We start from the raw sequence: 26,253 nt of genomic DNA on the forward strand, positions 1-26,253 counted from the left end.
TCCAGTGCGCGGCCTCATGCCTCAGCTACGCGGCTCGATCAGATCCCAGAGATTGCCATAGAGGTCGGCGAAGACCGCGACCGTTCCATAGGCCTCACGGCGCGGCTCTTTGCGAAACTCGACGCCTCGCGCCAACATGGCTTCATGGTCGCGAGAGAAATCATCGGTCTCAAGGAACAAGAAAACCCGGCCGCCGGTCTGGTCGCCCACATGTGAGCGCTGCCTGTCGCCATCGGCTCGGGCAAGAAGGAGATCTGCGCCGGCACCGCCCTTGGCAGGGCGGACCGTGACCCAGCGCCTGCCACCACCGAGGTCAACGTCCTGGACGAGCTGAAAGCCGAGCTTCTGCGTGTACCAGGCAATGGCTTCGTCGTAATCGGCTACGACCAGCGCGACCGTGGCGATCTTTCGCGCGCCTTCAGCCATCATCCGCTCACTCGGATTTGAGGTCGAAGCGGCCGATGACACGCTTCTCGGCGATGTCGTAAAGGAAAATCGCCCGCCCGCCCCCGGCAAGCTCGGCATCCAGCGTGATGCGGTTTTCCGACAGCGAGTGGGAAACGAGCCTCGCCCCGGCGGGAAGCATGATCTCGCCGGCGATCACGCCACTTTCGGCGGGAGCTGGCACGGCCTCGTTGCCCCCGACAGTCGCGACCTCGCTCGGCGCGCCGGTTTTGTAGACAATCGCCGCCAGCACCGCCATAAGGGCCAGGAACAGCAGGCCGAGATTGATCGCTACGAAGCGGACGAGTTTGCGGCGCACCTTCTCGACGGCCGGATCGAGCGGTTTTTCCTCGTTATCGTCAATCGTCGGCCGCGCCATAGTGGGAAAAACCTGGAATTTGTCTGCGATGAGCGACCCTGATAGCGAAGCCGGCGCTGCATTGAAAGGGCTGACGGCCGGCCCCGACGCCGCAGGGCTGCGGCTCGACCAGTGGCTCGCGGCAGCCCTTGGTCCGGATTTTTCGCGCAACCGAGTCCAGGCGCTGATAAGACAAGGCGCGGTCCGCGTCGGTGGCGCGGTGGTCAGCGAGCCCAAGCGCAAGATGGTTTCGGGCGACGCCGTGGCGCTGGAATTGCCCGAGCCGGAACCGGCTGAACCTGTCGGCGAAGACATCCCGCTCGACATACTTTACGAGGACGATCAGCTGATCGTGCTGAACAAGCCGCCCGGCCTTGTGGTGCATCCCGGCGCCGGCAACTGGACCGGCACGCTGGTCAATGCGCTGGTCCATCATTGCGGCGACAGCCTTTCGGGCATAGGCGGCGTCAGAAGGCCTGGCATCGTCCACCGTCTCGACAAGGACACCAGCGGCGTCATGGTGGTTGCCAAGACCGACCGCGCGCACCAGGCGCTGTCTGAGGCCTTTGCCGATCACGGCCGCGCTGGCGACCTCGAACGCGCCTATATGGCGCTGGTCTGGAACATCCCGCAGCGCAGGGCCGGCACGATCGACGCGCCGTTAGGCCGCGCCTCCGACAGGACTAGGCGGGCGGTGGTGCCGGAAGGCCGCGACGACGCCCGCCACGCCGTAACCCACTACGCCGTGCTGGAGCGCTTCGGCGAAAAGCAGGAGGAATTCGCGAGAGCGGCTTTGGTCGAGTGCCGGCTTGAAACCGGCCGCACGCATCAGATCCGCGTGCACATGGCCCATATCGGCCACCCCGTGATCGGCGATCCCGACTACGGCGCGGCCTTTCGCAGCAAGGCGAACCGCCTGCCCGAACCTCTAAAATCGAAGGTCAATGCCTTCCCGCGTCAGGCCCTGCATGCCTGGCTGCTGGCCTTCCGCCACCCGGTTTCGGGCGAGTTGATGCGCTTCGAGGCGCCGCTGCCGACCGACATGGAAGAGCTCGTCGCCGGCCTTCGGAATCTCTGAACCTCGGTTGAGAAAACCTGACTGGCGTTGTTCACTTTGGCGTGACACACTGTTTAAGGTTGAACAAATGCTAGATTTTCCGGTTTTGTTCCTATATAAGAGTGTTTGTCGCGGACGGGCGACAATGCCACCGCGCCATATGCCCGCCTTGTTCAGGGGGCAAATTTTCGAGAGGAGGGTGCTTTATGGCCCAGACACTACCAAGCATTGTTTCCGGGGAAGGCGGCCTCAGCCGCTATCTGGAAGAAATCCGCCGTTTTCCGATGCTTCAGCCGCAGGAAGAGTACATGCTCGCCAAGCGGTATCAGGAGCATGAGGATACAGGCGCGGCACACAAGCTCGTGACCAGCCATCTGCGTCTCGTGGCCAAGATCGCCATGGGCTATCGCGGCTATGGGCTGCCGATCGGCGAGGTCATTTCCGAGGGCAATGTCGGCCTGATGCAGGCCGTCAAGAAGTTCGAACCGGAGCGCGGCTTCCGGCTGGCGACCTACGCCATGTGGTGGATCAAGGCCTCGATCCAGGAATACATCCTGCGTTCGTGGAGCCTCGTGAAGATGGGCACCACCGCCAACCAGAAGCGTCTGTTCTTCAACCTGCGCAAGGTGAAGGGTAAGATCCAGGCGCTGGACGAAGGCGATTTGAAGCCGGAGCAGATCGCCGAGATCGCTACCCGGCTAAACGTCAGCGAGGCCGAAGTCATCTCGATGAACCGCCGGCTGTCGGGCGACGCTTCGCTCAACGCGCCGATCCGCGCCACCGAAGGCGAATCCGGCGAATGGCAGGACTGGCTGGTCGACGACCATGACAGCGCCGAGACCATTCTGATCGAGCAGGACGAGCTGGAAAACCGCCGCTCGATGCTTGCCGGCGCCATGTCGGTCCTCAACGATCGCGAAAAGCGCATCTTCGAGGCCCGCCGCCTGTCGGAAGAGCCACTGACGCTCGAGGAACTGTCGAGCGAGTTCGACATCAGCCGCGAGCGCGTCCGCCAGATCGAGGTGCGGGCGTTCGAGAAGGTGCAGGACGCGGTGAAAGCCGCAGCCAAACGCCAGGCGCAGGCCCTGCGCACCATCGAAGCCCAGCCGGCGGCGTAAGCCCCGCGCTTCGGCGAACTGAACTGGAAATAAGAACCGCGTCGGCCTTGCCGGCGCGGTTCTTTGTTGAGGTGCGACTACTCCTTCCGCACCGCCAGCTTCAGCGCCAAATCTTCCATCCGCTGCGCCAGGCCGCTGAGCGCGCCGGTCAGTGCGGCGTCGTTCTTGTCGGCCTTGATCAGCGCGTCGTCACGGGTCTTGCGCAGGGTCATGATCTCGCTTTCCATGCCCTTGACGCGCTTTTGCAGTTCCGCAAGCTCATCCATGACCATGATGCCGGCCATAACGGTCAGCCGCTGGTCGCCGATCTCGCCGAACGAATCCTTCAGATGCGAAACGTAGCGGTCGAAGCGCTGGGCGAGGTCGATCAGATGTTCTTCCTGGCCTTCGTCACAGGCCATGCGGTAGGCTTTGCCGTCGATCGTGACTGTCACTTGCGCCATCGGATCACCTGTCCAGAACCGCGCGGATGGTTTCCATGGCGGTTACGAGACGCCGGGAAACTTCCTTGTTGGCTTCCTCCAGCCTCTCGGCACGGGCCTCGGAATTGTCGAGCTCCTGCGCCAGTCGGCTGCGGTCGGCGTTCATGCGCTGCACTTCGGCTTCGGCTTCGGAATAATCCTGCTCGTGTTCGAGGCGGGCCGCGACGCCCTGTTCCAGCGCATCGATGGCCTTGCCGAGCCGGCTTATGACTTCTTTGAGCGTCGTTTCCCCGGTCATGGCTCCTGTCCAACCCCGCCCATCACCGAATCGTCCGCGTTCAGAACGATTTATCCCCGAAACATTAGGCGTCGTGTGAAGCAGCCGTCAACAAAGTGATTCGGGCTGTCCCCTGCTATCGCGCCACAACCTGCCGCGAGGCGGCCGAACCGGCGTGGAAAGAGCGCCGCTTTTGTTGACTCACGCGGCGCGCCTGCTATGTGTCGCCTGCCTTTTTCGGGGGACACGACGCCGCTGTTGCCCCGCCGTCCACTCTGCAGCGAGCACATGATGAACCAGCGTGAAAAACATGACCGGATGGCCAATGCGATCCGCTTCCTTGCGATGGACGCGGTCGAAAAGGCGAATTCCGGCCATCCCGGCCTGCCGATGGGCGCGGCCGACATGGCGACGGTGCTCTACACCCGCTTCATGAAGCATGACCCGAAGAACCCGTCCTGGCCGGACCGCGACCGCTTTGTCCTCTCGGCAGGCCACGGCTCGATGCTGCTCTACTCGCTGCTCTATCTGACCGGCTACGAAGACATCACCATCGACGAGATCAAGCACTTCCGCCAGCTCGGCTCGCGCACTGCCGGCCATCCCGAATACGGCCATGCCGCCGGCATCGAGACCACGACCGGCCCGCTCGGCCAGGGACTGGCGAACTCAGTCGGCATGGCGCTCGCCGAGCGCATCCTCAACGCGCGCTTCGGCGACGCGCTGGTCGACCATTACACCTATGTGATCGCCGGCGACGGCTGCCTGATGGAAGGCATCAGCCAGGAGGCGATCTCGCTTGCTGGGCACCTGAAGCTGTCGAAGCTGATCGTGCTTTGGGACGACAACAACATCTCCATCGATGGCCCGGTATCCCTTGCCGATTCCACCGACCAGCTTGAGCGCTTCGCCGCTTCCGGCTGGAATACCATGCGCTGCGACGGCCATGACCCGGACGCCATAGCCGACGCGATCGAACTCGCACACCATTCGGACCGGCCGACGTTGATTGCCTGCAAGACCACAATCGGCTTCGGCGCACCGACCAAGGCCGGCACCAACAAGGCGCATGGCTCGCCGCTCGGCGCCGAAGAGATCGCGGCGACGCGCAAGGCGCTGGGCTGGACTGCCCCGGCATTCGAGGTGCCTTCCGACATTCTCGACGCATGGCGCCTGTCTGGCCTCAATGCCGGCAAGAAGCGCAAGGAATGGGAACAGCGCCTCGCCGTCGCCGAAAGCGAGATCCGCACCGAATTCGAGCGCCGCATGCGCGGCGAACTGCCCGGCGGCCTGGATGGAGTGATCGCGGAGTACAAGCAGAAGCTCGCCAGCGACAGGCCGAAGGTCGCCACCCGCAAGTCGAGCGAAATGGCGCTCGAGGTCATCAACGCGGTGGCGCCTGAAACCATCGGCGGCTCGGCCGACCTCACCGGCTCCAACAACACCAAAACCAGCCAGACCAAGCCGATTTCGGCCGGGAACTACGGCGAGCGCTACGTCCATTACGGCATCCGCGAACATGGCATGGCGGCTGCGATGAACGGTATGGCGCTGCATGGCGGCGTCATCCCCTATTCCGGCACCTTCCTGGTCTTCTCCGATTATGCCCGCCCGGCGATGCGGCTTGCCTCGCTGATGGGCATACGTTCGATCTTCGTGATGACGCACGATTCCATCGGCCTCGGCGAAGACGGCCCGACGCACCAGCCGATCGAGCAACTGGCGGCGCTGCGAGCCATCCCCAACCACACCGTGTTCCGCCCCGCCGACGCGACGGAGGTCGCCGAATGCTGGCAGCTTGCGCTGGAATCGGCGAAGACGCCGTCGACCATTGCGCTTACCCGCCAGAACCTTTCGGCGGTGCGCACCGAGTTCGTCGAGGAGAACCTCTGCGCATATGGCGCCTATGAACTCGCGACGGCCAACGGCGACGCCGAGGTCACCATCTTCGCCAGCGGCTCGGAGGTCGAGATCGCGCTTGCCACCCGCACCGCGCTGCAGGCGCGCGGCCATCCGACCCGCGTCGTGTCCGTGCCCGCCTTCGAACTGTTCGAGAAGCAGAGCGACGATTACAAGGCAGCGATGATCGGCAATGCGCCGGTCAAGATCGCCATCGAAGCGGCGATCCGGCTCGGCTGGGACCGCTTCATCGGCCTCGATGGCATCTTCATCGGCATGACCGGCTTCGGCGCCAGCGGTCCGATCGAGCAGCTCTACCCGCATTTCGGCATCACCGCCGAAGCGACGGTGAAGGCTGCGGAAGCGCAGCTGCACAAGAAGTCACATTGATCTTTGCCACGGGCGCGTTGATCTTGACCCCGCGGCACCGACTTTCGCCCCCCAAGGAGAACCGAGCATGACTGTCAGAGTTGCCATCAACGGATTTGGCCGCATCGGCCGCAACATCGTACGCGCCATCTACGAATCCGGCCGCACGGATATCGACGTCGTCGCCGTCAACGATCTCGGCCCGGTCGAGACCAACGCACACCTGCTGCGCTACGACAGCGTGCACGGCCGCTTCCCGCGCGAGGTGGAAGTCAACGGTGACATGATTAGCGTTGGCAAGGAGAAGTTCAAGGTGCTGGCGGTGAAGGACCCGTCGCAGCTACCCTGGAAGGATCTCGGCGTCGACATCGCGCTGGAATGCACCGGCATCTTCACTGCCAAGGACAAGGCGTCCGCGCATCTTGCCGCCGGCGCCAAGCGCGTCATCGTCTCGGCCCCTTCGGACGGCGCCGACCTGACCGTGGTCTACGGTTGCAACCACGATAAGATCACCAAGGACCACATGGTGATCTCCAACGCCTCCTGCACCACCAACTGCCTGGCGCCTGTGGCGATGGTCCTCAACAATGCCATTGGCATCGAAAAGGGCTTCATGACGACGATCCACGCCTATACCGGCGACCAGCCTACACTGGACACAATGCACAAGGACCTCTATCGCGCCCGCGCCGCAGCCATGTCGATGATCCCGACCTCGACCGGCGCGGCGAAAGCCGTTGGCCTGGTGCTGCCGGAACTGAAGGGCAAACTCGACGGCGTGTCGATCCGCGTGCCGGTGCCGAACGTCTCGGTGATCGACTTCAAGTTCGTCGCCAAGCGCACGGTCACGGTGGAGGAGGTCAACGAGATCCTCGTCGCCGCCGCCAACGGCCCGCTGAAGGGCATCCTCGCCTATACGGACGAGCCGCTGGTTTCGATCGACATGAACCACAACCCGGCGTCCTCGACCTTCGCGCTCGACCAGACCAAGGTGATCGAGGGCAACCTCGTGCGCGTCATGTCCTGGTACGACAATGAATGGGGCTTCTCGAACCGCATGGCCGACACGGCCGCCGCTTTCGGCAAGGTCATCGCCTGACGCTGGAAGAATTTTCGCTCAATCAAAACGCCCGGCTTCGTCCGGGCGTTCTTCGTTCGGGGCTGCGGCAAATGCGGCGCGGAGGCCTAATAGTCAGGCAATTTTCTTGCGTGCCACCTTACCTTCGCCGCACTCTGCGTTAAGCAGGAGAACACGCAGAGGGAAGGGGCTAAATGGAGCAGTCGATCTATCTCGTTACACTGGTTGGCGCCGCCCTTGTGCTAGCCGCTGCGTTTTCGAGCCTGATTGCCTTCCGTTTCGGCGCCCCGCTGCTTCTGCTCTTCCTCGCCATCGGCTTGGCTTCGGGAGTCGACGGCCTCGGCATCCAGTTCGACAACACGCAGCTAGCCTATTTTGTCGGCTCGCTGGCGCTGGCTGTCATCCTGTTCGATTCCGGCTTCGGCACCCCGCTGAATGTGCTGCGCCAGGCGGCGCTGCCGGCCCTGTCGCTCGCGACAATCGGTGTGCTGGTGACCGCCGGCGTATTCGGCGTCGTCGCCTTCTACATGACCGACCTCACCTGGCTGGAAAGCTTCCTGCTGGGAGCGGCCGTCGCGTCGACCGACGCCGCCGCGGTGTTCTTCCTGCTGCGCGCCGGCAATGTCAATTTGCGCGAACGCGTCCGCTCCACGCTCGAAATCGAGTCCGGCACCAACGATCCGATCGCCATATTCCTGACCATCACGCTGGTCGAGATCATCGCCGCGGGCGCTGATCCCAATGCCGAACTCCTGTTCATCGACCTCGTTATCGGCTTCGTCGTGCATATGGGACTTGGCGCAGCCGCCGGACTGATCGGCGGCTTCCTGATCGTGCGTCTGGTCGAACGCCTCAACCTCGACAGCGGTTTGCTGCCGATCTTCGTCTTGACTCTATCGCTGATGGTGTTCGCCGCCGCCGGCGCCATCCACGGCTCCGGCTTCCTCGCGGTCTATCTGGCCGGCCTTGTCGCGGGCAACTCCGACATCAGGGCGGTCTCGGTGCTCAGGCGCTTCCAGGCCGGCATGTCGTGGCTCGCGCAGATCATCATGTTCCTGGTGCTCGGACTGTTTGCGACGCCCTCGCAATTCCCGGAGATTCTGGCGGTCGCCTTCGTGCTCGGCCTGTTCCTGATCTTCGTCGCGCGCCCGCTGGCGGTCTGGCTCTGCCTGCTGCCCTTCAACATGCCGCGCCAGGAGACGGCATTCATTTCCTGGGTCGGCCTGCGCGGCGCGGTGTCGATCCTGCTCGCCATCACGCCGATACTCGGCGGGCTGGAGAACGGCCGCGAGATCTTCAACATCGCCTTCATCGTGGTGCTGGTCTCGCTGGTGATCCAGGGCTGGACCGTCGGCCCGCTGGCCCGCCGCTTGGGGCTGATCGTGCCGGCGCGGCTCGGCCCGCTGGAAAAGGTGGAGCTGGAGTTGCCCGGCTCCGCGCATCACGAACTCCTCGCCTATACGATCGTGCCGGGCAGCCCGGTGGCGCGCGGCCAGCGCATTCCCCGCTGGGCGCGCCCGTCGCTGGTGGTGCGCGAAGGCCGTTCGATAAAATTCCAGGATGCCGGCCGGCTGACCGAAGGCGACCACGTCTACATCTTCGTGCCCGACCGCTATCCGCGCCTGCTCGACCGGCTGTTCGCCAGCCGGACCGAGGTCGACCCGGAGGACGCTGATTTCTTCGGCGCCTTCGCCGTGGACCCGACCCGCCCGGCCGCCGACCTAGAAGCTGCTTATGGGCCGGGTCTGACGGAAGCCGAAACCGCCATGACCATCGGCCAGTTGATCCTTGCCCGGCTCGGCGGACACGCCGAATATGCCGACCGCGTCACCATCGGCCCGATAGAGCTGATCGTGCGCGAGGTCGACGAGAAGGGCCGCATCATTTCGGTGGGCGTGTCGCTAGAGCCTGCCGCGCCGGCGCCGCCGATACCTGCCTTCCTCAGCGCCAGCGAAATCGGCGACCGGTTGCGCAAGCTTTTCGCCAGGCTGAAGAAACACGGCGTCACTTCGGCGCCGGCCGCCGATGCCGAGACGCCCGATTCCTACAACAGCCGCGGCCATTGAACTCATTGCATCCGGCGTTCGGCGAGATAGGCTGCGGCAAATTCAGCTCAAAGGTGGTGCAATGGCCGGTTTCAGGACGCTCGACGACATTGGCAATGCGAGGGGCAAGCGCGTGCTGGTCCGCGTCGATTTGAACGTGCCGGTCGCGGACGGCAAGATCAGCGACTTCACCCGCATCGAACGAATCATCCCCACGCTAACCGAACTGTCCGACAAGGGCGCCAAGGTCATCCTGCTGGCGCATTTCGGCCGGCCGAAGGACGGCCCCGATCCGGTCTTCTCGCTCGATCCGGTGGCGAACGCCGTGTCTGCGATGATCGGACGGCCGGTCGCCTTCGCGGCCGACTGCATCGGCAATGAAGCGGCGGACGCCGTCTCTACCATGAAGGACGGCGACATCCTGCTCCTGGAAAACACCCGCTTCCACAAGGGCGAGGAGAAGAACGACCCCGACTTCACCAAGGCCCTCGCCGCCAATGGCGACATCTATGTCAACGATGCCTTCTCTGCAGCCCACCGTGCGCACGCCTCGACCGAAGGGCTCGCCCATCTGCTGCCGGCCTATGCCGGACGCACCATGGAGGCGGAACTGCAGGCGCTGGAAAAAGGCTTGGGCAACCCCGCCCGCCCGGTGGTCGCCATCGTCGGCGGCGCCAAGGTTTCGAGCAAACTCGACCTCCTGATGAACCTGGTGAAAAAGGTCGACGCGCTGGTGATCGGCGGCGGCATGGCAAACACCTTCCTCGCCGCCCGCGGCGAAAGCGTCGGCAAGTCGCTCTGCGAGCACGATCTGGCGGGGACGGCGCGCCAGATCATGATCGAGGCGGCCAGCGCCGGCTGCGCCATTATCCTGCCCTCCGATGGGGTCGTCGCCCGCGAATTCAAGGCCGGCGCGGCTAACGAGACGGTGGTGATCAACGCTGTGCCCGATGACGCGATGATCCTCGATGTCGGCCCAAAAACGGTCGAGGCTGTGAACCAGTGGATCGATCGCGCCGCTACCCTGGTGTGGAACGGGCCGCTCGGTGCGTTCGAGATCGAGCCTTTCGACACCGCGACCGTTGCCGCGGCCAGGCACGCAGCGGAGCGCACCCGCGAGGGCAAGCTCGTCTCTGTGGCCGGCGGAGGCGATACGGTCTCGGCGCTGAACCACGCGGGCGCGGCCGACGATTTCACCTATGTTTCCACCGCCGGCGGCGCTTTCCTTGAATGGATGGAGGGCAAGGATCTGCCGGGAGTGGAGGTTCTGAAGGCGTAGAGCACTTTGCAGCCAGGTGGACCGCTTGGCGTCGCACAAATGCGGTCAATAGCCAGACGGGTCGGAGTGTCCCCGAATGCATTCGGCTTCTTCTCGAGGCGGATGAAACACTTCCACACCGCAAGTGATATCTTTCAATCGATTCAGGTTTTTGCTGGCATTCCATCGCAAAAAATCTTCTGATAATCGCCCGGGCAGACAATCAGGAGAGTGATGGGATGAACAAGGAAATGGCCGCGCAGGCCGCAAACAAGGACGGCTTCATTGCAGCGCTCGATCAGTCGGGCGGCTCTACACCGAAAGCGCTCAAGCTTTATGGCGTCGATGAAAGCGCGTGGTCGAATGAAGCGGAGATGTTCGACCTCGTTCACCAGATGCGCACGCGGATCATCAAATCACCTGCCTTCACCGGCGACAAGGTCATGGGCGCGATCCTGTTCGAGCAGACCATGGATCGCGACATCGACGGCACGCCGACGGCGCAATATCTATGGGATAAGCGCGGCGTGGTGCCGTTCCTGAAAGTCGACAAGGGGCTGGCGGACGCGAAGGACGGCGTCAGGCTGATGAAGCCCATGCCGGATCTCGACGCGCTCCTGAACCGCGCCGTCGCGAAGGGAATTTTCGGCACCAAGATGCGGTCGGTGATCGATGCGGCGAACGCGAAAGGCATCGCCGCTGTCGTTGACCAGCAGTTCGAAGTCGCCAAGCAGATCCTGGCGCACGGCCTCGTCCCGATCATCGAGCCGGAAGTCACGATTTCGATCCCGGACAAGGCGGAAGCGGAGGACATCCTGCTTGAGGAAATCACGAAGCAGCTCGACGGCGTGCCGGCCGGCAAGCAGATCATGCTGAAGTTGACGCTGCCGACGAAAGCGAACCTCTACAAGCCGCTGATCGACGATCCGCGCGTTATGCGCGTGGTCGCGCTCTCCGGTGGCTATTCACGCGACGAAGCGAATGAAAAACTCGCGCAGAACAAGGGCATGATCGCGAGCTTTTCGCGCGCATTGACCGAGGGTCTGTCGGCGGACCAGAGCGATCAACAATTCAACGCCGCGCTGGCTTCGGCGATCGACAGCATTTTCGAAGCATCCCGCGCCAACTGAAGGGCACCCTGCTTCGGCTCAAGGGGAACGACAGCGCCAATGTCGCGGCTCGCCACCCTCCTCACTTGGCTCGCCTTTCCGGTCTATGTCTGGCAGGGGCTCGGCGTGCGCCGGCGCACGGAGCGCATGTATCCCGCCAAGGGTCCCGTACTGCACGCCATTCCGGGCGACGCGCCTGCGATATCGCTACTGGTGCTCGGCGATTCTTCGGCCGCCTCGGTCGGCATCGGCCATTCCGAGAACGGCCTTGCCGCGCAGCTTGCGCTGATCCTGTCGCGGCGGACCGGCCGCGCCGTGCGCTGGCGCGCGGCGGGCTTCAATTCCGCCACGTCCGGGCAGGTCCGCGATCATGTCCTGCCCAATCTTTCCGCCGACCCCTGGACCCATATCGTGCTGTCCATCGGCACCAACGACACCAAGAATTTCCATTCCGTGCCGCGCTTCAAGAGGGAGTTCGGTGGTCTTCTCTACGCGCTCCGCGCCAAATGGCCGGAGGCCCGCGTCGTGTGGTCGCCGGTGGTCGAGTTCACTCGCGTCCCGGCGCTGCCGCCGCTGCTCGGGCGCATACTGGAAATCCGGGCGAGTGCGATCAACCGCATGGGCGAGCGCCTCTGCCTGGAGCGCGGCGCGGTGCCGGCGGCGCGCCTGCCGATCCTCGATCCTCAGCTTGGGTTTTCGACCGACGGCTTCCACGCCTCGGAAGCGGGCTACCGCGCCTGGGCCGAGCATCTGGCCGACCTCGTGCTCGGCGAAGTTGACGATTCAGTTAAAGCCGCATGATCTTGTCCGAAAGGTCTGCAACTTTGCGGGATCATGCTTTACTGCCCGTGACTTAGAAGTACCGTCAGCGAGATCGCTCCCAGCGCGACGACCGCCAGCTTCCAGAAATCACGCCGATGCCGCAGGCCCGGAAGGCCGAGCGGCTTGATGATCTGGATGACCATCATGGCGACGATAACGAGCGATAGAGCCTTGGACATGCGGCCTTTGAGCAGGAACGGCGCGCGCTGTCAAAGCACCGGCTAACCCATTAGTCAGATGGACGCACGGGTCGGCGATTAGCTAGGGTGCGTTGAGATTCAGGTCAGGCCGAGCCGAAAATGGTGGATTTCGAGAACCGGAGCGGAGCGTACATTTGGGTACGTGAGCACCGGAAGCGCAGAAAGCCGCCATTTGCAGGCCGGCATCACCTGAATATCAACATACCCTAGGGAGGGCGGCGGCATGGCTTCGCGCTATCACGAAGTTTACGACAACTGGAAGCGCGACCCCGAAGGCTTTTGGGCCGAAGCCGCGCGCGAGATCGACTGGTTCAAGCCGTGGGACGCGGTCTTCGATCCGAAGTCCGGCCCATACGGACGCTGGTTTCCCGGCGCCGAGTGCAACACCTGCCACAATGCGGTCGACCGCCATGCTGACGGCGAAAGGGCCGGGCAGCTCGCTCTCGTCCACGACAGCGCCTATTCGGGCGAGCGCAGAAAATTCACCTATGCCGAGCTCAAGGCGGAAGTGGTTGCGCTGGCGGCGGTGCTGAAGGACCGCGGCTTCGAAAAGGGCGACCGCGTCATCATCTATATGCCGATGGTTCCGGAGGCGGTGTTCGCCATGCTCGCCTGCGCCCGTATCGGCGCGATCCACTCCGTCGTCTTCGGCGGCTTCGCCGCCAAGGAGCTGGCGACCCGCATCGACGACGCTACGCCGAAGCTGATCATCTCGGCTTCCTGCGGTATCGAGCCGGGGCGGGTCATCGCCTACAAACCGCTGCTCGACCAGGCGATCGAATTCGCCCGCCACAAGCCCGAGGGCTGCATCATCCTGCAGCGCCCGCAGCTGACCTGCGAACTGACCCCCGGCCGCGACATGGGCTATGCGGAAAGCGTGGCCGCCACCAAGGCTGCGGCGCGAAAAGTGCCTTGCGTTCCGGTCCTCGCCACCGACCCGCTCTACATCCTCTACACCTCCGGCACCACCGGCCAGCCAAAGGGCGTGGTGCGCGACAATGGCGGCCATATGGTCGCGCTGAAATGGTCGATGGAAAACGAGTTCGGCGTGAAGCCGGGCGAGACATTCTGGGCGGCCTCCGATGTCGGCTGGGTAGTCGGGCACTCCTACATCGTCTATGCGCCGCTGCTCGCCGGCTGCACGACCATTCTATATGAGGGCAAGCCGGTCGGCACACCCGATGCCGGCGCGTTCTGGCGGGTGATATCCGAGCACGGCGCGGTCGCGCTATTCACTGCGCCGACCGCCTTCCGCGCCATCAAGGGCCAGGATCCGAAGGGCGAGTTCGTGCCGAACTACGATCTGTCGAAGTTCCGCACCTTGTTCCTCGCTGGCGAGCGCGCCGACCCCGAGACGGTCAAATGGGCCGAGCAGAAGCTCGGCGTGCCGGTGATCGACCATTGGTGGCAGACCGAGACCGGCGGGCCGATCAGCCAGAACCCGGTCGGGCTGGGGCAGCTTCCGGTCAAATACGGCTCGCCCGGCGTACCGATGCCCGGCTACGACGTGCGGATTCTCGACGATGCCGGCCACGCAGTTCCCCGCGGAACGCTCGGCAATGTGGTGATCAAGCTACCGCTGCCGCCCGGCTGCCTGCCGACGCTTTGGAACGCCGACCGGCGCTTCCACGATGCCTATCTCGCCGAGTTTCCCGGCTTCTACAAAACCGCCGATGCCGGCTATATCGACGGGGACGGCTACCTCTTCATCATGGCGCGCACCGACGACATCATCAATGTCGCAGGACACCGTCTGTCGACCGGAGCCATGGAGGAGGTGCTGGCCGAGCATCCGGACGTCGCCGAATGCGCGGTGTTGGGTATAGCCGACACCATGAAGGGCCAGGTTCCCTGTGGCTTCGTCGTACTTAATTCGGGCGTCGCGCGCGATGCGGCGGTAATCGAGAAGGAGATCGTCCAGCTCGTGCGCTATCGCATTGGGCCGGTAGCCGCCTTCAAGACGGTGGTGACCATCAAGCGACTGCCCAAGACGCGCTCTGGCAAGATCCTGCGCGCGACGATACAGAAGATCGCCGACGGCGAAGCTTGGACCATGCCCGCCACCATCGACGACCCGGCGATCCTCGACGAGATCGCGCAGGCGCTGAAGGAGAAACGCATCGGAGGATAGCGCCAGGCACGCAACTCCCGGACGTTTTCATCTTGCAGTAGCGACTCAGCTAGTAACTCGGAAACCGCGCCAGACCCAAAGAGCCGTCTTTACTATCGCCACCGCGAACAACCCAAAAATATACAACAAAATTGGCCCAAGGGGGAACAGAAACCAATTATAGTAGAGGCTCCACCAGAACCAAGTCCAGCCCTCTTCAACACCGGGCGTGTCCCCAAGCACCCCTTGAGTTTCCATTCCATCCGCAAGAAAGTAAACAAGAAGGCCGACAACCCAGATCACTGAAGCGATCACCCAAAGGCGAAGGAGGCCGCGCTTCCATCTGATCTGCATCGCGTTGGTCCCGCATAGTCGAAATCAGAGTTTAGGTCCAAAAACCTGTCCTCAGCAAGGAAATAGGAGTTCGGGCGGAGATACGATAACGGTTTAAAATCGCTGAATCTTCAAACTCAGAAACTACCATATTGCGCCCGCATATCACACGCTCCAAATTGCTCGGGATAGCTGAACAGCGGCGTGAGGCAATCCCATGGTGCGGAACTGGATCGTCAGGTTTTGGCTGTCCTTCTCGACGACCGGGCTGCTGCTCGGCACACTGTTCTTTGCCGCGTCGCTGACGCCGACCCTCCTGCCGCGCAACTATCTGACCCAAGGCGTGCTATCGGGATGCAGCCTGGCCGTCGGCTATGGCATCGGCGTATTCCTGCACTGGCTTTGGCAATATATGGAGCTGCCTGAGCCCAGGGCCCGCATCAGGCGAAACACCAAGCTCGTCGCCGCACTCGCCTGCGCCGTTGTCGGCATCGTCTTCCTGTGGCGGGCGACGGAATGGCAGAACTCGGTCCGCGGCGTCATGGGAATGGATCCTGTCGACACCGCCCACCCGCTCGAAGTCGGCCTGATCGCGCTCGCGACCTTCGTCGTCCTCATCGCGCTGGCGCGGCTGTTCCGGCTGACGCTCGTCTACATATCCGAAAAGCTCAACAAATTCGTGCCGAGGCGCGTTTCCTATGTCATCGGCAGCACCGTTGCGATCCTGCTGTTCTGGTCGATCGCCGACGGAATCCTTTTCCGATACGCGCTGCGCGCCGCCGACAGCTCGTTCCGGACGCTCGATGCCCTGTTGGAACCCACGACGCAGCAACCGTCGGACCCGACCAAGACCGGCAGCGCCGCATCGCTGGTCCGCTGGGACGAACTCGGCAGGAGGGGGCGCGAATTCGTCGCGACAGGACCGACGCGCGCGGAGTTGAGCGCTTTCCTCGGCCGGGATGCGCTGGAGCCCGTCCGCGTCTATGTCGGCCTGCAATCGGCCGAAACCCCGCAGGAGCGAGCAAAGCTTGCCCTGGAAGAGCTCAAGCGCACCGGCGGGTTCGAGCGCTCGGTGCTTCTCGTCATCATGCCGACCGGCACCGGCTGGATCGACCCCGCGGCCATGGACCCGGTGGAGTATCTCCATGGCGGCGACATAGCCAGCGTCGCCATCCAGTATTCCTACCTCGCAAGCTGGCTGTCGCTGCTGGTCGAACCCGGTTACGGCGGCGAGGCCGCCCGCGCCCTGTTCTCGGAGGTTTACGGCTACTGGACGACGCTGCCCAAGGACAGCCGCCCTCGCCTCTATCTCTACGGCCTCAGCCTCGGCGCGCTGAGTTCGGAGCTGTCGACCGAACTGTTCGAGGTGCTCGGCGATCCCTACCATGGCGCGCTTTGGAGCGGCCCGCCATTCCAGAGCAGCGGCTGGCGCTCGATCACCAATCGCCGCAATCCGGGCTCGCCGGAATGGCTGCCCCGCTTTCGCGACGGCTCCTTCGTTCGCTTCACCAGCCAGCAAAACGCCCTCGGCATTCCTGGCGCCAAGTGGGGGCCGCTGCGCATCGTATATCTGCAATACGCCAGCGACCCGATCACCTTCTTCGACTACCACTCGCTCTACCGCGAGCCCGACTGGATGAAAGCGCCGCGCGGACCCGACGTTTCGCCGGAGCTGCGCTGGTATCCGGTGGTCACCTTTCTGCAGCTCGCGCTCGACATGGCGATGGGCACGACCACGCCCATGGGATACGGCCATGTCTATGCGCCCGAACACCATGTCGACGCCTGGATGGAAGTGACCGGCGTACAGGGCTGGACGCCTGAGGATGTCGAGCGGCTGAAGGCGACGCTGGCGGTGCGGTAGCGAACGCCGTCGCAACCTGCAATTTTATTCCGCTGACCGGCCTGTCCTGAGAACGGCGTTCCGCAAGCGGCGGAACTCCTCGAAGCCCCGGCCTTGTTCGCCGCCGCCGCTGTCCTAGATTGCAGCGTCATCTCCCCGCGGCGAAGAATCCCCGCAAGACCAACGGAAAACGCACATGAACTGGCTCAAATCGCTCATCGTCGCAAGCGCCATCCAGGCGCTCGCCATCCTGCCCGGCAATGCCGGCGCCAATCTCGACGCCATCAAGGCCGCCGGCGTCCTCAAGATCGGCACCGAGGGCACCTATGCCCCGTTCACCTATCATGACCAGAGCGGCAAGCTGGTCGGCTTCGACGTGGAGATCGGCGAGGAGATCGCCAAGCGGCTCGGCGTGAAGGCTGAATTCCTCGAAGGCAAATGGGACGGCCTCATCGCCGGCCTTGATGCCAACCGCTACGATGCAGTCATCAACCAGGTCGGCATCACCGAGGAGCGCAAGGCGAAATACGACTTCTCCGACCCTTATATCGCCTCCAAGGCCGCGCTGATCGTCCGCGAGGACAATGCCGAGATCAAAGGTTTTGCCGACCTCACCGGCAAGAGGGCGGCGCAGTCGCTGACCAGCAATTACGGAAAGATAGCGGAACAAGCGGGCGCCGAGCTCATCGGCACTGATGGCTTCGACCAGTCGATCGCGCTCGTCGTACAGGGCCGCGCCGACGCCACCATTAACGACAGCCTGTCCTTCCTCGACTTCAAGAAGAAGCAGCCCAATGCGCCGGTGAAGATCGCCGCGACAGAGGACGAGGCGGCCTATTCGGGCGTCATCGTCCGCAAGGGCGATCCCGAACTCGTGGCCGCGATCAACGAGGCTCTCAAAGCCATGAAGGCTGACGGCACGTACCAGAAGATTGCCGAGAAGTATTTCGGCCAGGACGTTTCGCAGTAAGGTTCGGGTCTGCCAGGCGGCCCTCTTCCCGTGCGGTGTCATGAACTCTGAGCGTGCTGCTTATCGGCATCTGCACCGAGGGAAGAGTGCATTGATTGGCGCCGTGCTCGTCATTCCGGGGCCGCGGAGCGGAACCCGGAATCCAGAGCGTCGGCCCTGAAGGAACGAGATGCATCCGATGCGATCGGAACGAGATCGGACGCTTTCGGACAACTGGACGAGGACCAGCGTGCTGGATTCCGGGTTCCGCTCCGCGGCCCCGGAATGACGATGACCTGAGATGAAGTTGTGAAAGACAATGCCACCCGCATCTGCGTTTTGCCGGCTCGCCTGCTAGGCTGACGGCGTTTCAGTTTCAAAGACCGACGGGAGCCCCCCTTGCCGCACTGGCTGCAATTGATGCTCGATTCGCTCGGCCCGCTTCTGTGGGCCGGTCTTATTTTCACCATCCCGCTGACGCTGCTGTCCTTCGTTCTAGGCCTCGGCCTCGGACTGGTCTCTGCGCTCATCCGCCTGTTCGGGCCGAGACCACTGGCGGCAGTCGTTCGCTTCTATGTCTGGATCATCCGAGGCACGCCGCTGCTGGTCCAGCTTTTCCTCATCTTCTACGGCCTGCCCTCGATCGGCATCGTGCTCGATGCATTCCCGGCCGCGCTCATCGGCTTCACCTTGAACATCGGCGCCTACACTTCCGAGATCATCCGCGCGGCGATCTCGTCGGTCGCGAAGGGTCAGTGGGAGGCGTCCTTCTCGATCGGCATGTCGTGGGGCCAGACCATGCGCCGCACCATCCTGCCGCAGGCCGCCCGCGTCGCCGTTCCGCCGCTGTCGAACACCTTCATCTCGCTGGTCAAGGATACCTCGCTCGCCGCCGCCATCACCGTGCCCGAACTGTTCCAGGCGGCCCAGCGCATCGTCGCAACCACCTACGAGCCGCTGATCCTCTACGTCCAGGCGGCGATCATCTATCTCGCCATCAGCTCGGTGCTTTCGGCGTTGCAGGCGCGGCTGGAGGTACGTCTCGGCCGCTATGGCGGCTTCATGGAGGCGCGCTCGTGATCGAACTCTCGCATATCGAGAAGAAGTTCGGCGACCACACAGTGCTGAACGACGTCACCGTCACCTTCGCGGAGGGCAGCGTCACCGCGCTTGTCGGTCCGTCGGGCGGCGGCAAGTCGACACTGCTGCGATGCATCAACCTTCTGGAGATTCCGACTTCGGGCCGCGTCCGGATCGGCGACGATGCCATCGATTTCCATCCCGGCGACAAGGTCGGCTGGACCGCGATTCAGCGGCTGCGCCGGCAGACCGGCATGGTCTTCCAGAACTTCCAGCTTTTCCCCCACCGCACCGCCATCGACAACGTCTCGGAGGCGCTGACGACGGTGCTAAAATGGCCCAGGGAGCGGGCGTTGCTGCGCGCGCGAGAACTGCTTGAAAAAGTCGGACTGGCGCACAAGGCCGAGGCCTGGCCGGCAACGCTGTCAGGCGGCCAGCAGCAGCGCGTGGCGATCGCACGGGCGCTCGCGCCCTCGCCAAGGGTGCTGCTTTGCGACGAGCCGACCTCGGCGCTCGATCCCGAACTGTCGGGCGAGGTGGTGGAGGTGCTCGCCCAGCTCGCGCGCGAAGGCACCACGATGGTTATTGCCACGCACGATCTGCGCCTCGCCTCCACAATCGCGCAGGAAGCGATCTTCCTCGACGCCGGCGTGGTCGTCGAGAAAGGTCTGGCTCGCGACATTTTCACCAATCCCGAGCGCCAGCGCACCAAGCGCTTCATCGCGACGCTGACCCAGAGGCCCGCCGAGCAGGAAGGCAGCGGTATCTGAGAGGCCGGCAGCTCTGTCGGTCGCCCCTGTCCGGAGCCGGGCTTGCCCGCTATAAGGGCGGCGATCAGGAGAGAACGATATGGCGCTCGAGGGCAAGACGGCGATCGTAACGGGCGGCGGCGGAGGCATCGGCTTTGCCATTGCCCAGCGTTTCCTGCGCGACGGCTGCAAGGTGATGGTTGCGGATATCGACCAGGAAAAGGGCGAGAAGGCCGAGCGCGATCTCGCCAAGCTCGGCGAGGTGCAGTTCGTCAAGGCCGACATCGGCAAGCGGCTCGACATCCACAATCTCGTGGCGGCGACCATCGATGCCTTTGGTGACATCGACATCCTCGTCAACAACGCGGCGATCGTCCACGGGGCAGATTTTCTCGACCTCAAGGAAGCCGATTTCGACCGGGTGCTGCGCGTCAATCTCAAAGGCTCCTTCCTCGCCGGCCAAGCGGTCGCCCGCTACATGGTCGACAAGGTCAAGGCCGGCGGCGCGGCCGGATCGATCGTCAACATGTCCTCGGTCAATGCGGTTTTCGCCATTGCCGAACAACTCGCCTATTCGGTCTCGAAAGGCGGCGTCAACCAGCTCACCAAGGCCATGGCGCTGTCGCTGGCCCCTTACGGCATAAGGGTGAACGCGATCGGCCCTGGCTCGATCATGACCGACATGCTGGCCGCCACCAACTCCGATCCGGCGGCTACAAAGCGCCTGCTTTCGCGCACGCCGCTCGGCCGCCTGGGCGAGCCGTCGGAGATCGCCGCCATCGCTGCTTTCCTGGCTTCGGAGGACGCCAGCTACATCACCGGACAGACGATTTACGCCGATGGCGGGCGGTTGCCGCTGAATTATACGGTCGCAGTGCCGGAAACCTGATTTGGCGTCGCTGCTCCTGACAGACTGCTGTCAGTAGGGGTGTGCGATAGTGTCTCCATCAAAACAAGGAGGCACCGCCATGAACATCACGCCGAACATCTTCCGCGCCATCAGGCACTATGCCGGCAAGGTTCAGACCATGCGCGACGAAGTCCGCACCGAGCGGCTTCTCAACTCGCTGCCGGCATCCGTCCGCAAGGACATCGGCTGGCCGGACAATTACGCGATTCGCCGCTCCCGTCGCGGCTGAACCGGCAAGCCGGAACTTCCGGCAGGACAGAAGGTTCTGCCGGAAGTTCGAAATGGAAGGAGGCCGACAATGTCCGCTGCAAAAACCATAGGGTTCATCTTCATCGACGGGTTCGCGGACTGGGAGTATGGCCTCCTGTCGGCATCAGCGGTCGAGTGGTTCGGCGCGCGCGCGGTTTCGCTCTCGCCCGGCGGCTCGCCGCGGAAGTCGATGAGCGGCTTCCATCTGACGCCGGATCGCAGCTTCGAAGTTGCGGAAAACGCCGATCTCGACGCCGTGGCCGTCATTGGATCGGACCACTGGGCTTCCAGCTCACATCCCGATCCGTCACCCTTGTTGAAGGCCGTGGCGGCGCGCGGCGGCGTTGTCGGCGGCATTTGCGCAGGCACGCTGGCGCTGGCCCGCTCTGGCCTGTTCGAAGCTGCCAGGCACACCAGCAATGGCCGCGACTGGATCTTGATGCACGAGCCCGACTATGCCGGCTCGGCGCATTACCAGGACGTGCCGCACGCGGTCGCAGATGGCAGGACCGTATCTGCCCCCGGCTCCGCGCCAGGCACGTTCGCGCTTGCATTCATGAATGCGCTCTATCCAGAGCAGGAAGGGCGGCTCGCCGAAATGAGGACGCTCTTCGCCAAGGAATTCACCGGCGCGCCGGCCCGAGCCTCCTGACAATATGCTGTCAGGAGCTCCGTGCCATGGTGATCGGACCGATCGAGGGAGAAGACATATGAACGCTCATGTACCTGCCCACGCCGCCGTCTGGTTCGAGGTCCCGGTGACCGACATGGAGCGCGCCCGCGCATTCTACGGCGCCGTTCTTCAAAACGAGCTTTCGCTGAACGAGGATGGCCCCAATCCGATGGCGATGTTTGCCGCGAAGGACCGCAACTCGGTCGCCGGCCACGTCTATCCCGGCAAGCCCGCGGCTGCTGGAACAGGCCCGACCATCCATCTTTCCGTGGCTGCGCCGATCGAAGCGGCAATGGAGCGCGTGACCAGAAATGGCGGGCAGGTCGTTTCGCCGGTCATCGAGATCCCCGCCGGGCGTTTCGCATACTGCCTCGACCCGGACGGCAACAGTTTTGGCTTGTTTGTGCAGTAGAGCTATAGATGAAAGACTAGAGCATCGTGCCGAAAAGTAGATACCGGTTTTCGGCAAAAACGATGCGAAAACAAAAAGCTAGAGCGAGATGCCTGATTCCCAAATCGGGTGGCTTACTCTAGAGATCGGCAGGAAGACGATGCGGCGCGCAGACAGACTGTTCCAGATCGTCCAGCATTTTCGCGGTGGCCGGCTCGTCACCGCGCAGAAACTCGGCCAGTGGCTCGAGGTTTCGGAACGAACGATCTACCGAGACATCGCCGATCTCCAGTCGACCGGCGTCCCGATCGATGGCGAAGCCGGCGTCGGTTACATTATGAGAGAGGGTTTCGACCTTCCACCGCTGATGTTCACACGCGACGAGATAGTGGCGCTGGTCGCCGGCGCCCGCATGGTCCGGGCCTTCGGCGGGGCGGCGATGGCGCGAGCCGCAGACGAGGCGCTGGTCAAGATCGGCGCTGTCCTGCCCGACGCCGAAAAGGACCGCATCGCCCGCACCGAGATCCACACGCCGATGTGGGTGGTCAGCGACGCCGACCGCGTAAACATCGATCTGATCGAGCGCGCGGTCGAGAAGCGCCAGGTGCTGAAGCTGGATTACCGTGACGAGGCGGGGCGCAGTTCGGTGCGCGATGTCCGCCCGCTTGGCCTGTGGTTCTGGGGCAAGGTCTGGACGCTGGTGGCGTGGTGCGAGATGCGCAATGATTTCCGCGCCTTCCGCATCGACCGGATCGCCACGGTGAACCCCGCCGACCGCACCTTCAAGCCCGAGCGCGGCAAGACGCTCACCGATTTCTACCGCACCATGGAGCGCGGCGGAGATACGCCGGACCGGGCGGCCCAGACTTGATTTCCCAAAAGAGAGGTCAATCGTCTTCGCTATTTGTCTCGACTAAGCTTTCATCGTGATAATTATCGAGCGACAGATCGAGTCCCAACGCCGCCATCTTCGCGAGCATCGTCGAGGGGTAAGTTTCACCCGCCTGATCTCCCAAATAGAACCCAACAAAGAATTCACTCCGGCCGCCTTCCTCCCTAAGCCGCGTCAAGAAGGCTTGGTAGGGGATTAGTCCATCCAACACCTGGTCAAGTTCTTCCGCTAGTTCCTGGGGCGGCATGCGCCCTTCGCAAACGTTCGCATACCAATAGGTTTGGCGGAATACGCCCGCAATTGGAGTGCCTTTGGGAGTTGTGCGGGGTTCACCAGCTTTCCAGGCGCGCTTGGGCTCCATTTGAAGAGCGGTCGTGATTTCGTCTGGGTCCATTGATGGATGGATGAGGCGAAGGCTCACTCTATAGCGGCTGACGCCCATGAATTTTGCTGCTCCAGCGTAGAATGTCGGTGTTCAGTGCAGGCTCGTTTGTCTGCCTGTTCTACTCGTCTTCCTCGGCATCCTTCGACTTCAGCGCCGTCAGCTTGGCGAACACGGCGTCGGCGTCGAGCTCCTTGTCCTCGTCCTTGGGCTTTTCCGTCTCCGGCGTCAGCCGCTCGGTCATCGAGGCCGGCAGCAGCGTGTCGCCCGCCGGAGCCGCCGGCTGCCTGCCATGCGATGCGCGCTGCACCTCGATGTCGAGGTCGATCTGCGAGCAGAGGCCGAGCGTCACCGGATCCATCGGCACCAGACTGGAGGAATTCCAGTGCTTGCGCTCGCGGATCTGGTCGATTGTCGACTTGGTCGTGCCGACCAGCCGCGAGATCTGTGCGTCCTTCAGCTCCGGGTGGTTCTTAACCAGCCAGAGGATTGCGTTGGGGCGATCCTGGCGCTTGGACAGCGGCGTGTAGCGTGGGCCCTTGCGCTTCGATTCCGGCACGCGGACCTTCGGGTCGAGCAGTTTCAGCCGATGGCTGGGATCGGCGACGGCCTTGGCGATCTCCTCGCGGCTGAGCTGGCCGGTCATGATCGGATCCATGCCCTTGATCCCCTGCGCCGATTCGCCGTCGGCGATCGCCTTCACCTCGAGCGGATGCAGGCTGCAGAACTGCGCGATCTGCTCGAAAGACAGCGCGGTGTTGTCGACCAGCCAGACAGCGGTCGCCTTCGGCATCAGAAGCGTATTGGCCATCAGATAATATCCTCTCGTTCGCCCGCGTCCCGTGCGCGGGCGGTGGTCAGACCACCGAAAATGGGAAATTCGAGGCGTATATAACGCTGTTTCCGGCCGGGGGCAAGAAATCTTCGCCGGGGGACAGGCTGTCATGGAACCGTCGTGGAAGCGTCATCCCATTGAAATATCGGGCGCTCAAAGCAAGACCGCACCCTATCGAACAGGAGAGGTCTTCGATGCCCCGCCATTCCCGTCTTTTTGCCCTTACCGCCGCACTCGCGGCCTCCGTCGCGATGCCTGCCCATGCCGAGATGATGTTCAACCGGATCGCCACTTTCGCCGTCGCCGACAATCTGCCGGCCGATGCCGACAGGACCAGGCCGACCTCCTCCGAAATCATCGCGGCCAGCGAGGACGGCATGACGCTGGTCTATTCCGATAGCCCGCTCGGAGCCGTCGGCTTCATCGACATCACCGATCCCAAGGCGCCAAAACCGGCAGGCATGCTCAAGATCGAGGGCGAGCCAACCTCGGTCGTCGTTTCAGGCGCGAAAGCGCTGGCCGGCGTCAACACGTCCGAGAGCTATGCAAATCCCTCCGGCAACCTTGCCGTCATCGATCTCGCCTCGAAAGCCATCGAGAGCACTTGCGATCTCGGCGGCCAGCCCGATTCGCTTGCATTGAGCAAAGACGGAAAATTCCTGGCCGTCGCTATCGAAAACGAGCGCGACGAGGAGCTGAACGACGGCGAAATCCCGCAAATGCCGGCTGGCGACCTGAAGATATTCACGCTCGCCGCCGGCGTGCCTGACTGCGCGACGATGAAGACCGTGACGCTCACCGGCATGGCGGAAGTGGCCGGCGACGACCCGGAGCCGGAGTTCGTCGCCTTCAACGATGCGGGCGAGGTCGCGGTAACGCTGCAGGAAAACAACCACATTGCTGTCGTGGACGCAGCCACAGGCCAGGTCACCACGCATTTCTCGGCGGGTTCCACCTCGCTCGAGAACATCGACACCAAGAAGGACGGCGCGCTGAACTTCACCGGCAAGGCCGAAAATGTCGCCCGCGAGCCCGACGCCGTGAAATGGCTCGACAATGACCGCCTCGTCGTCGCCAACGAGGGCGACTACAAGGGCGGTTCGCGCGGCTTCACCATCTTTTCCAAGACCGGCGAGGTCCTGTTCGAAGCCGGCAACGAGCTTGATCACGCCGCTGCCAATGTCGGCCACTATCCGGAAGCCCGCAACAAGAAGGGCGTAGAGCCGGAAGGCCTGGAGACCGGTAAGTTCGGCGACGAGCAGCTATTCTTCGTGGCGCTGGAGCGCGCCTCGCTGATAGGCGTCTACAAGGACGCGGGTGCGGCCCCGGAACTGCTCCAGCTTCTGCCTTCGGGCGTCGGCCCGGAAGGTCTGGTCGCCATCCCCTCGCGCGACCTGCTGGTCACTGCCAATGAGGCGGACCTTGTCGAGGATGGCCTCGCCCGCTCGCATGTCATGATCTACCAGCGCGCCGATGGCCCAGCCGCATATCCGCAGATCATGGCGGCGCTGACTGATGAGGGGACGCCGCTCGGCTGGGGCGCCCTATCGGGCCTAGCCGCCGACCCGAAGGGTGCCGGCCAGCTCTATGCCGTCTCGGATTCGGTCTATCGCTCCGCGCCCTCGATTTTCACCGTCGACACGACGCAGACCCCGGCGCTGATCACGGCAAAGACGATCGTCACCCGCGACGGCATGCCGGCCCAAAAACTCGACCTCGAAGGCATCGCACCAGATGGCGAGGGCGGCTTCTGGCTGGCCTCGGAAGGCAATTCCGGCAAGCTGACGCCGCACGGCATCATCCGCGTCAACGACAAGGGCGAGATCAAGCAGGAGATTGCCTTCCCGGCGGAACTTCTGGCTCATGAAATCCGCTTCGGCCTGGAAGGCATCACCACGGTTGGTGAAGGCGACGACCTCATGCTGGTGATGGCGATGCAGCGCGAGTGGAAGGACGATCCCAAGGGCCAGGTCAAGCTTGTCGCCTACAAGCCGAAGGCCAAGGAATGGTCGGCCGTGCGCTATCCGCTCGAGGCGGCCGGCGAGGGCTGGATCGGCCTCTCGGAAATCACCGCGCACAACGGCAAGCTCTACATCGTCGAGCGTGACAATCTGATCGGCGCGGACGCCAAGGTGAAGCGCATCTACAGCGTGGCGCTCGACACGTTCAAGCCGGCAGCGCTCGGCGGCGAACCGCCGCTGGTCGAGAAGACGCTGGTGCGCGACCTGATCGGGGACCTGCGGACCGCCGCCAACGGCTATGTCCTCGACAAGGTCGAGGGCTTCGCTATCGACGCCGGTGGCGAGGCTTTCGTCGTCACCGACAATGACGGCGTCGACGATTCGTCCGGCGAAACCCTGTTCATCCGCCTCGGCAATATCGAGGCTGTCAACTGAAGCTT

The 26,253-nt window shown here is 63.4% G+C and carries 27 protein-coding genes; 19 read left to right on the plus strand and 8 right to left on the minus strand.

Annotated elements, in window-relative coordinates; genetic code table 11:
- Nucleotides 1-21 precede the first annotated feature (21 nt).
- Together G6N73_RS12020 and G6N73_RS12025 are read right to left on the minus strand one after the other, a co-directional pair.
- Entirely contained in the window at nt 22-429 is a 408-nt protein-coding gene (locus G6N73_RS12020; RefSeq protein ID WP_165027810.1) for a VOC family protein, read from the minus strand.
- A 4-nt stretch (nt 430-433) separates the two neighbouring features.
- Nucleotides 434-823, minus strand: a complete 390-nt coding sequence (locus G6N73_RS12025) for a fimbrial protein (protein ID WP_165027811.1) — start codon at nt 821-823, stop codon at nt 434-436.
- Between the two features lie 28 nt (nt 824-851).
- Here G6N73_RS12025 and G6N73_RS12030 point away from each other — a divergent pair, with 28 nt between their 5' ends.
- Together G6N73_RS12030 and rpoH are read left to right on the plus strand one after the other, a co-directional pair.
- Nucleotides 852-1,880, plus strand: a complete 1,029-nt coding sequence (locus G6N73_RS12030) for an RluA family pseudouridine synthase (protein ID WP_165027813.1) — start codon at nt 852-854, stop codon at nt 1,878-1,880.
- Between the two features lie 185 nt (nt 1,881-2,065).
- Nucleotides 2,066-2,977 carry an RNA polymerase sigma factor RpoH gene (gene rpoH, locus G6N73_RS12035; protein ID WP_165027814.1) on the plus strand — a complete coding sequence of 304 codons (912 nt, stop codon included), beginning with the start codon at nt 2,066-2,068 and terminating at the stop codon, nt 2,975-2,977.
- A gap of 77 nt (nt 2,978-3,054) precedes the next feature.
- On the opposite strand, the gene G6N73_RS12040 is transcribed toward rpoH, so the two are convergent.
- Together G6N73_RS12040 and G6N73_RS12045 are read right to left on the minus strand one after the other, a co-directional pair.
- Nucleotides 3,055-3,420, minus strand: a complete 366-nt coding sequence (locus G6N73_RS12040; protein WP_165027816.1) for a cell division protein ZapA — start codon at nt 3,418-3,420, stop codon at nt 3,055-3,057.
- Between the two features lie 4 nt (nt 3,421-3,424).
- The gene (locus G6N73_RS12045; protein ID WP_165027817.1) at nt 3,425-3,697 is read right to left on the minus strand and encodes a DUF4164 domain-containing protein; all 273 of its coding nucleotides are present in this window, start codon (nt 3,695-3,697) and stop codon (nt 3,425-3,427) included.
- A 270-nt stretch (nt 3,698-3,967) separates the two neighbouring features.
- On the opposite strand from G6N73_RS12045, the gene tkt reads away from it, so the two are divergent.
- From tkt to G6N73_RS12075, 6 genes are all read left to right on the plus strand, one after another.
- Nucleotides 3,968-5,965, plus strand: coding sequence for a transketolase (gene tkt / locus G6N73_RS12050; RefSeq protein WP_165027819.1), 1,998 nt, complete (start codon nt 3,968-3,970; stop codon nt 5,963-5,965).
- A 67-nt stretch (nt 5,966-6,032) separates the two neighbouring features.
- A complete protein-coding gene (gene gap, locus G6N73_RS12055; RefSeq protein ID WP_165027820.1) occupies nt 6,033-7,043 on the plus strand; it encodes a type I glyceraldehyde-3-phosphate dehydrogenase in 1,011 nt (336 codons plus the stop codon).
- Nucleotides 7,044-7,216: 173 nt separating this feature from the next.
- A complete protein-coding gene (locus G6N73_RS12060) occupies nt 7,217-9,088 on the plus strand; it encodes a potassium/proton antiporter (RefSeq protein WP_165027822.1) in 1,872 nt (623 codons plus the stop codon).
- Nucleotides 9,089-9,149: 61 nt separating this feature from the next.
- The gene (locus G6N73_RS12065; RefSeq protein ID WP_165027823.1) at nt 9,150-10,346 is read left to right on the plus strand and encodes a phosphoglycerate kinase; all 1,197 of its coding nucleotides are present in this window, start codon (nt 9,150-9,152) and stop codon (nt 10,344-10,346) included.
- Nucleotides 10,347-10,564: 218 nt separating this feature from the next.
- A complete protein-coding gene (locus G6N73_RS12070; protein ID WP_165027825.1) occupies nt 10,565-11,455 on the plus strand; it encodes a fructose bisphosphate aldolase in 891 nt (296 codons plus the stop codon).
- 39 nt (nt 11,456-11,494) lie between these two features.
- Nucleotides 11,495-12,235: an SGNH/GDSL hydrolase family protein gene (locus G6N73_RS12075; RefSeq protein WP_165027826.1), complete on the plus strand. Its 741-nt coding sequence runs from the start codon at nt 11,495-11,497 to the stop codon at nt 12,233-12,235.
- Nucleotides 12,236-12,273: 38 nt separating this feature from the next.
- Here the strand turns inward: G6N73_RS12075 and G6N73_RS12080 are convergent, their stop codons facing one another.
- Nucleotides 12,274-12,435: a hypothetical protein gene (locus G6N73_RS12080; protein WP_165027828.1), complete on the minus strand. Its 162-nt coding sequence runs from the start codon at nt 12,433-12,435 to the stop codon at nt 12,274-12,276.
- A 244-nt stretch (nt 12,436-12,679) separates the two neighbouring features.
- On the opposite strand from G6N73_RS12080, the gene G6N73_RS12085 reads away from it, so the two are divergent.
- Complete coding sequence (locus G6N73_RS12085; RefSeq protein WP_165027829.1) at nt 12,680-14,587, plus strand: propionyl-CoA synthetase; 1,908 nt, start codon at nt 12,680-12,682, stop codon at nt 14,585-14,587.
- A 45-nt stretch (nt 14,588-14,632) separates the two neighbouring features.
- On the opposite strand, the gene G6N73_RS12090 is transcribed toward G6N73_RS12085, so the two are convergent.
- On the minus strand, nt 14,633-14,920 hold the full coding sequence (locus G6N73_RS12090; protein WP_165027830.1) for a hypothetical protein: 288 nt from the start codon (nt 14,918-14,920) through the stop codon (nt 14,633-14,635).
- Between the two features lie 196 nt (nt 14,921-15,116).
- Here G6N73_RS12090 and G6N73_RS12095 point away from each other — a divergent pair, with 196 nt between their 5' ends.
- The 9 genes from G6N73_RS12095 to G6N73_RS12135 all read left to right on the plus strand — a co-directional run bounded on the left by G6N73_RS12095 (nt 15,117) and on the right by G6N73_RS12135 (nt 22,614).
- Complete coding sequence (locus tag G6N73_RS12095; RefSeq protein WP_165027831.1) at nt 15,117-16,763, plus strand: alpha/beta hydrolase; 1,647 nt, start codon at nt 15,117-15,119, stop codon at nt 16,761-16,763.
- Nucleotides 16,764-16,938: 175 nt separating this feature from the next.
- Nucleotides 16,939-17,712 carry an amino acid ABC transporter substrate-binding protein gene (locus G6N73_RS12100; protein WP_165027832.1) on the plus strand — a complete coding sequence of 258 codons (774 nt, stop codon included), beginning with the start codon at nt 16,939-16,941 and terminating at the stop codon, nt 17,710-17,712.
- 378 nt (nt 17,713-18,090) lie between these two features.
- Nucleotides 18,091-18,771 carry an amino acid ABC transporter permease gene (locus G6N73_RS12105; protein WP_165027833.1) on the plus strand — a complete coding sequence of 227 codons (681 nt, stop codon included), beginning with the start codon at nt 18,091-18,093 and terminating at the stop codon, nt 18,769-18,771.
- Nucleotides 18,768-19,541, plus strand: a complete 774-nt coding sequence (locus tag G6N73_RS12110; protein ID WP_165027834.1) for an ATP-binding cassette domain-containing protein — start codon at nt 18,768-18,770, stop codon at nt 19,539-19,541. Before G6N73_RS12105 ends, G6N73_RS12110 begins: the two co-directional genes overlap by 4 nt.
- 79 nt (nt 19,542-19,620) lie before the next feature.
- Nucleotides 19,621-20,409 carry an SDR family NAD(P)-dependent oxidoreductase gene (locus G6N73_RS12115; protein WP_165027835.1) on the plus strand — a complete coding sequence of 263 codons (789 nt, stop codon included), beginning with the start codon at nt 19,621-19,623 and terminating at the stop codon, nt 20,407-20,409.
- A gap of 79 nt (nt 20,410-20,488) precedes the next feature.
- The gene (locus tag G6N73_RS12120; protein WP_165027836.1) at nt 20,489-20,659 is read left to right on the plus strand and encodes a hypothetical protein; all 171 of its coding nucleotides are present in this window, start codon (nt 20,489-20,491) and stop codon (nt 20,657-20,659) included.
- 69 nt (nt 20,660-20,728) lie between these two features.
- The gene (locus tag G6N73_RS12125; RefSeq protein WP_165027838.1) at nt 20,729-21,331 is read left to right on the plus strand and encodes a DJ-1/PfpI family protein; all 603 of its coding nucleotides are present in this window, start codon (nt 20,729-20,731) and stop codon (nt 21,329-21,331) included.
- Between the two features lie 58 nt (nt 21,332-21,389).
- Nucleotides 21,390-21,764, plus strand: coding sequence for a VOC family protein (locus G6N73_RS12130; protein WP_165027839.1), 375 nt, complete (start codon nt 21,390-21,392; stop codon nt 21,762-21,764).
- Between the two features lie 139 nt (nt 21,765-21,903).
- The gene (locus G6N73_RS12135) at nt 21,904-22,614 is read left to right on the plus strand and encodes a helix-turn-helix transcriptional regulator (RefSeq protein WP_165027841.1); all 711 of its coding nucleotides are present in this window, start codon (nt 21,904-21,906) and stop codon (nt 22,612-22,614) included.
- A 16-nt stretch (nt 22,615-22,630) separates the two neighbouring features.
- Here the strand turns inward: G6N73_RS12135 and G6N73_RS12140 are convergent, their stop codons facing one another.
- A complete protein-coding gene (locus G6N73_RS12140) occupies nt 22,631-23,077 on the minus strand; it encodes a DUF4279 domain-containing protein (RefSeq protein WP_165027843.1) in 447 nt (148 codons plus the stop codon).
- Between the two features lie 61 nt (nt 23,078-23,138).
- A complete protein-coding gene (locus tag G6N73_RS12145) occupies nt 23,139-23,828 on the minus strand; it encodes a DUF1013 domain-containing protein (RefSeq protein ID WP_165027844.1) in 690 nt (229 codons plus the stop codon).
- Nucleotides 23,829-24,046: 218 nt separating this feature from the next.
- Here G6N73_RS12145 and G6N73_RS12150 point away from each other — a divergent pair, with 218 nt between their 5' ends.
- Complete coding sequence (locus G6N73_RS12150; protein WP_165027846.1) at nt 24,047-26,248, plus strand: esterase-like activity of phytase family protein; 2,202 nt, start codon at nt 24,047-24,049, stop codon at nt 26,246-26,248.
- The last annotated feature ends 5 nt before the right edge of the window (nt 26,249-26,253 follow it).

It is taken from the genome of Allomesorhizobium camelthorni (assembly GCF_011045125.1).
GTDB lineage: Bacteria > Pseudomonadota > Alphaproteobacteria > Rhizobiales > Rhizobiaceae > Allomesorhizobium > Allomesorhizobium camelthorni.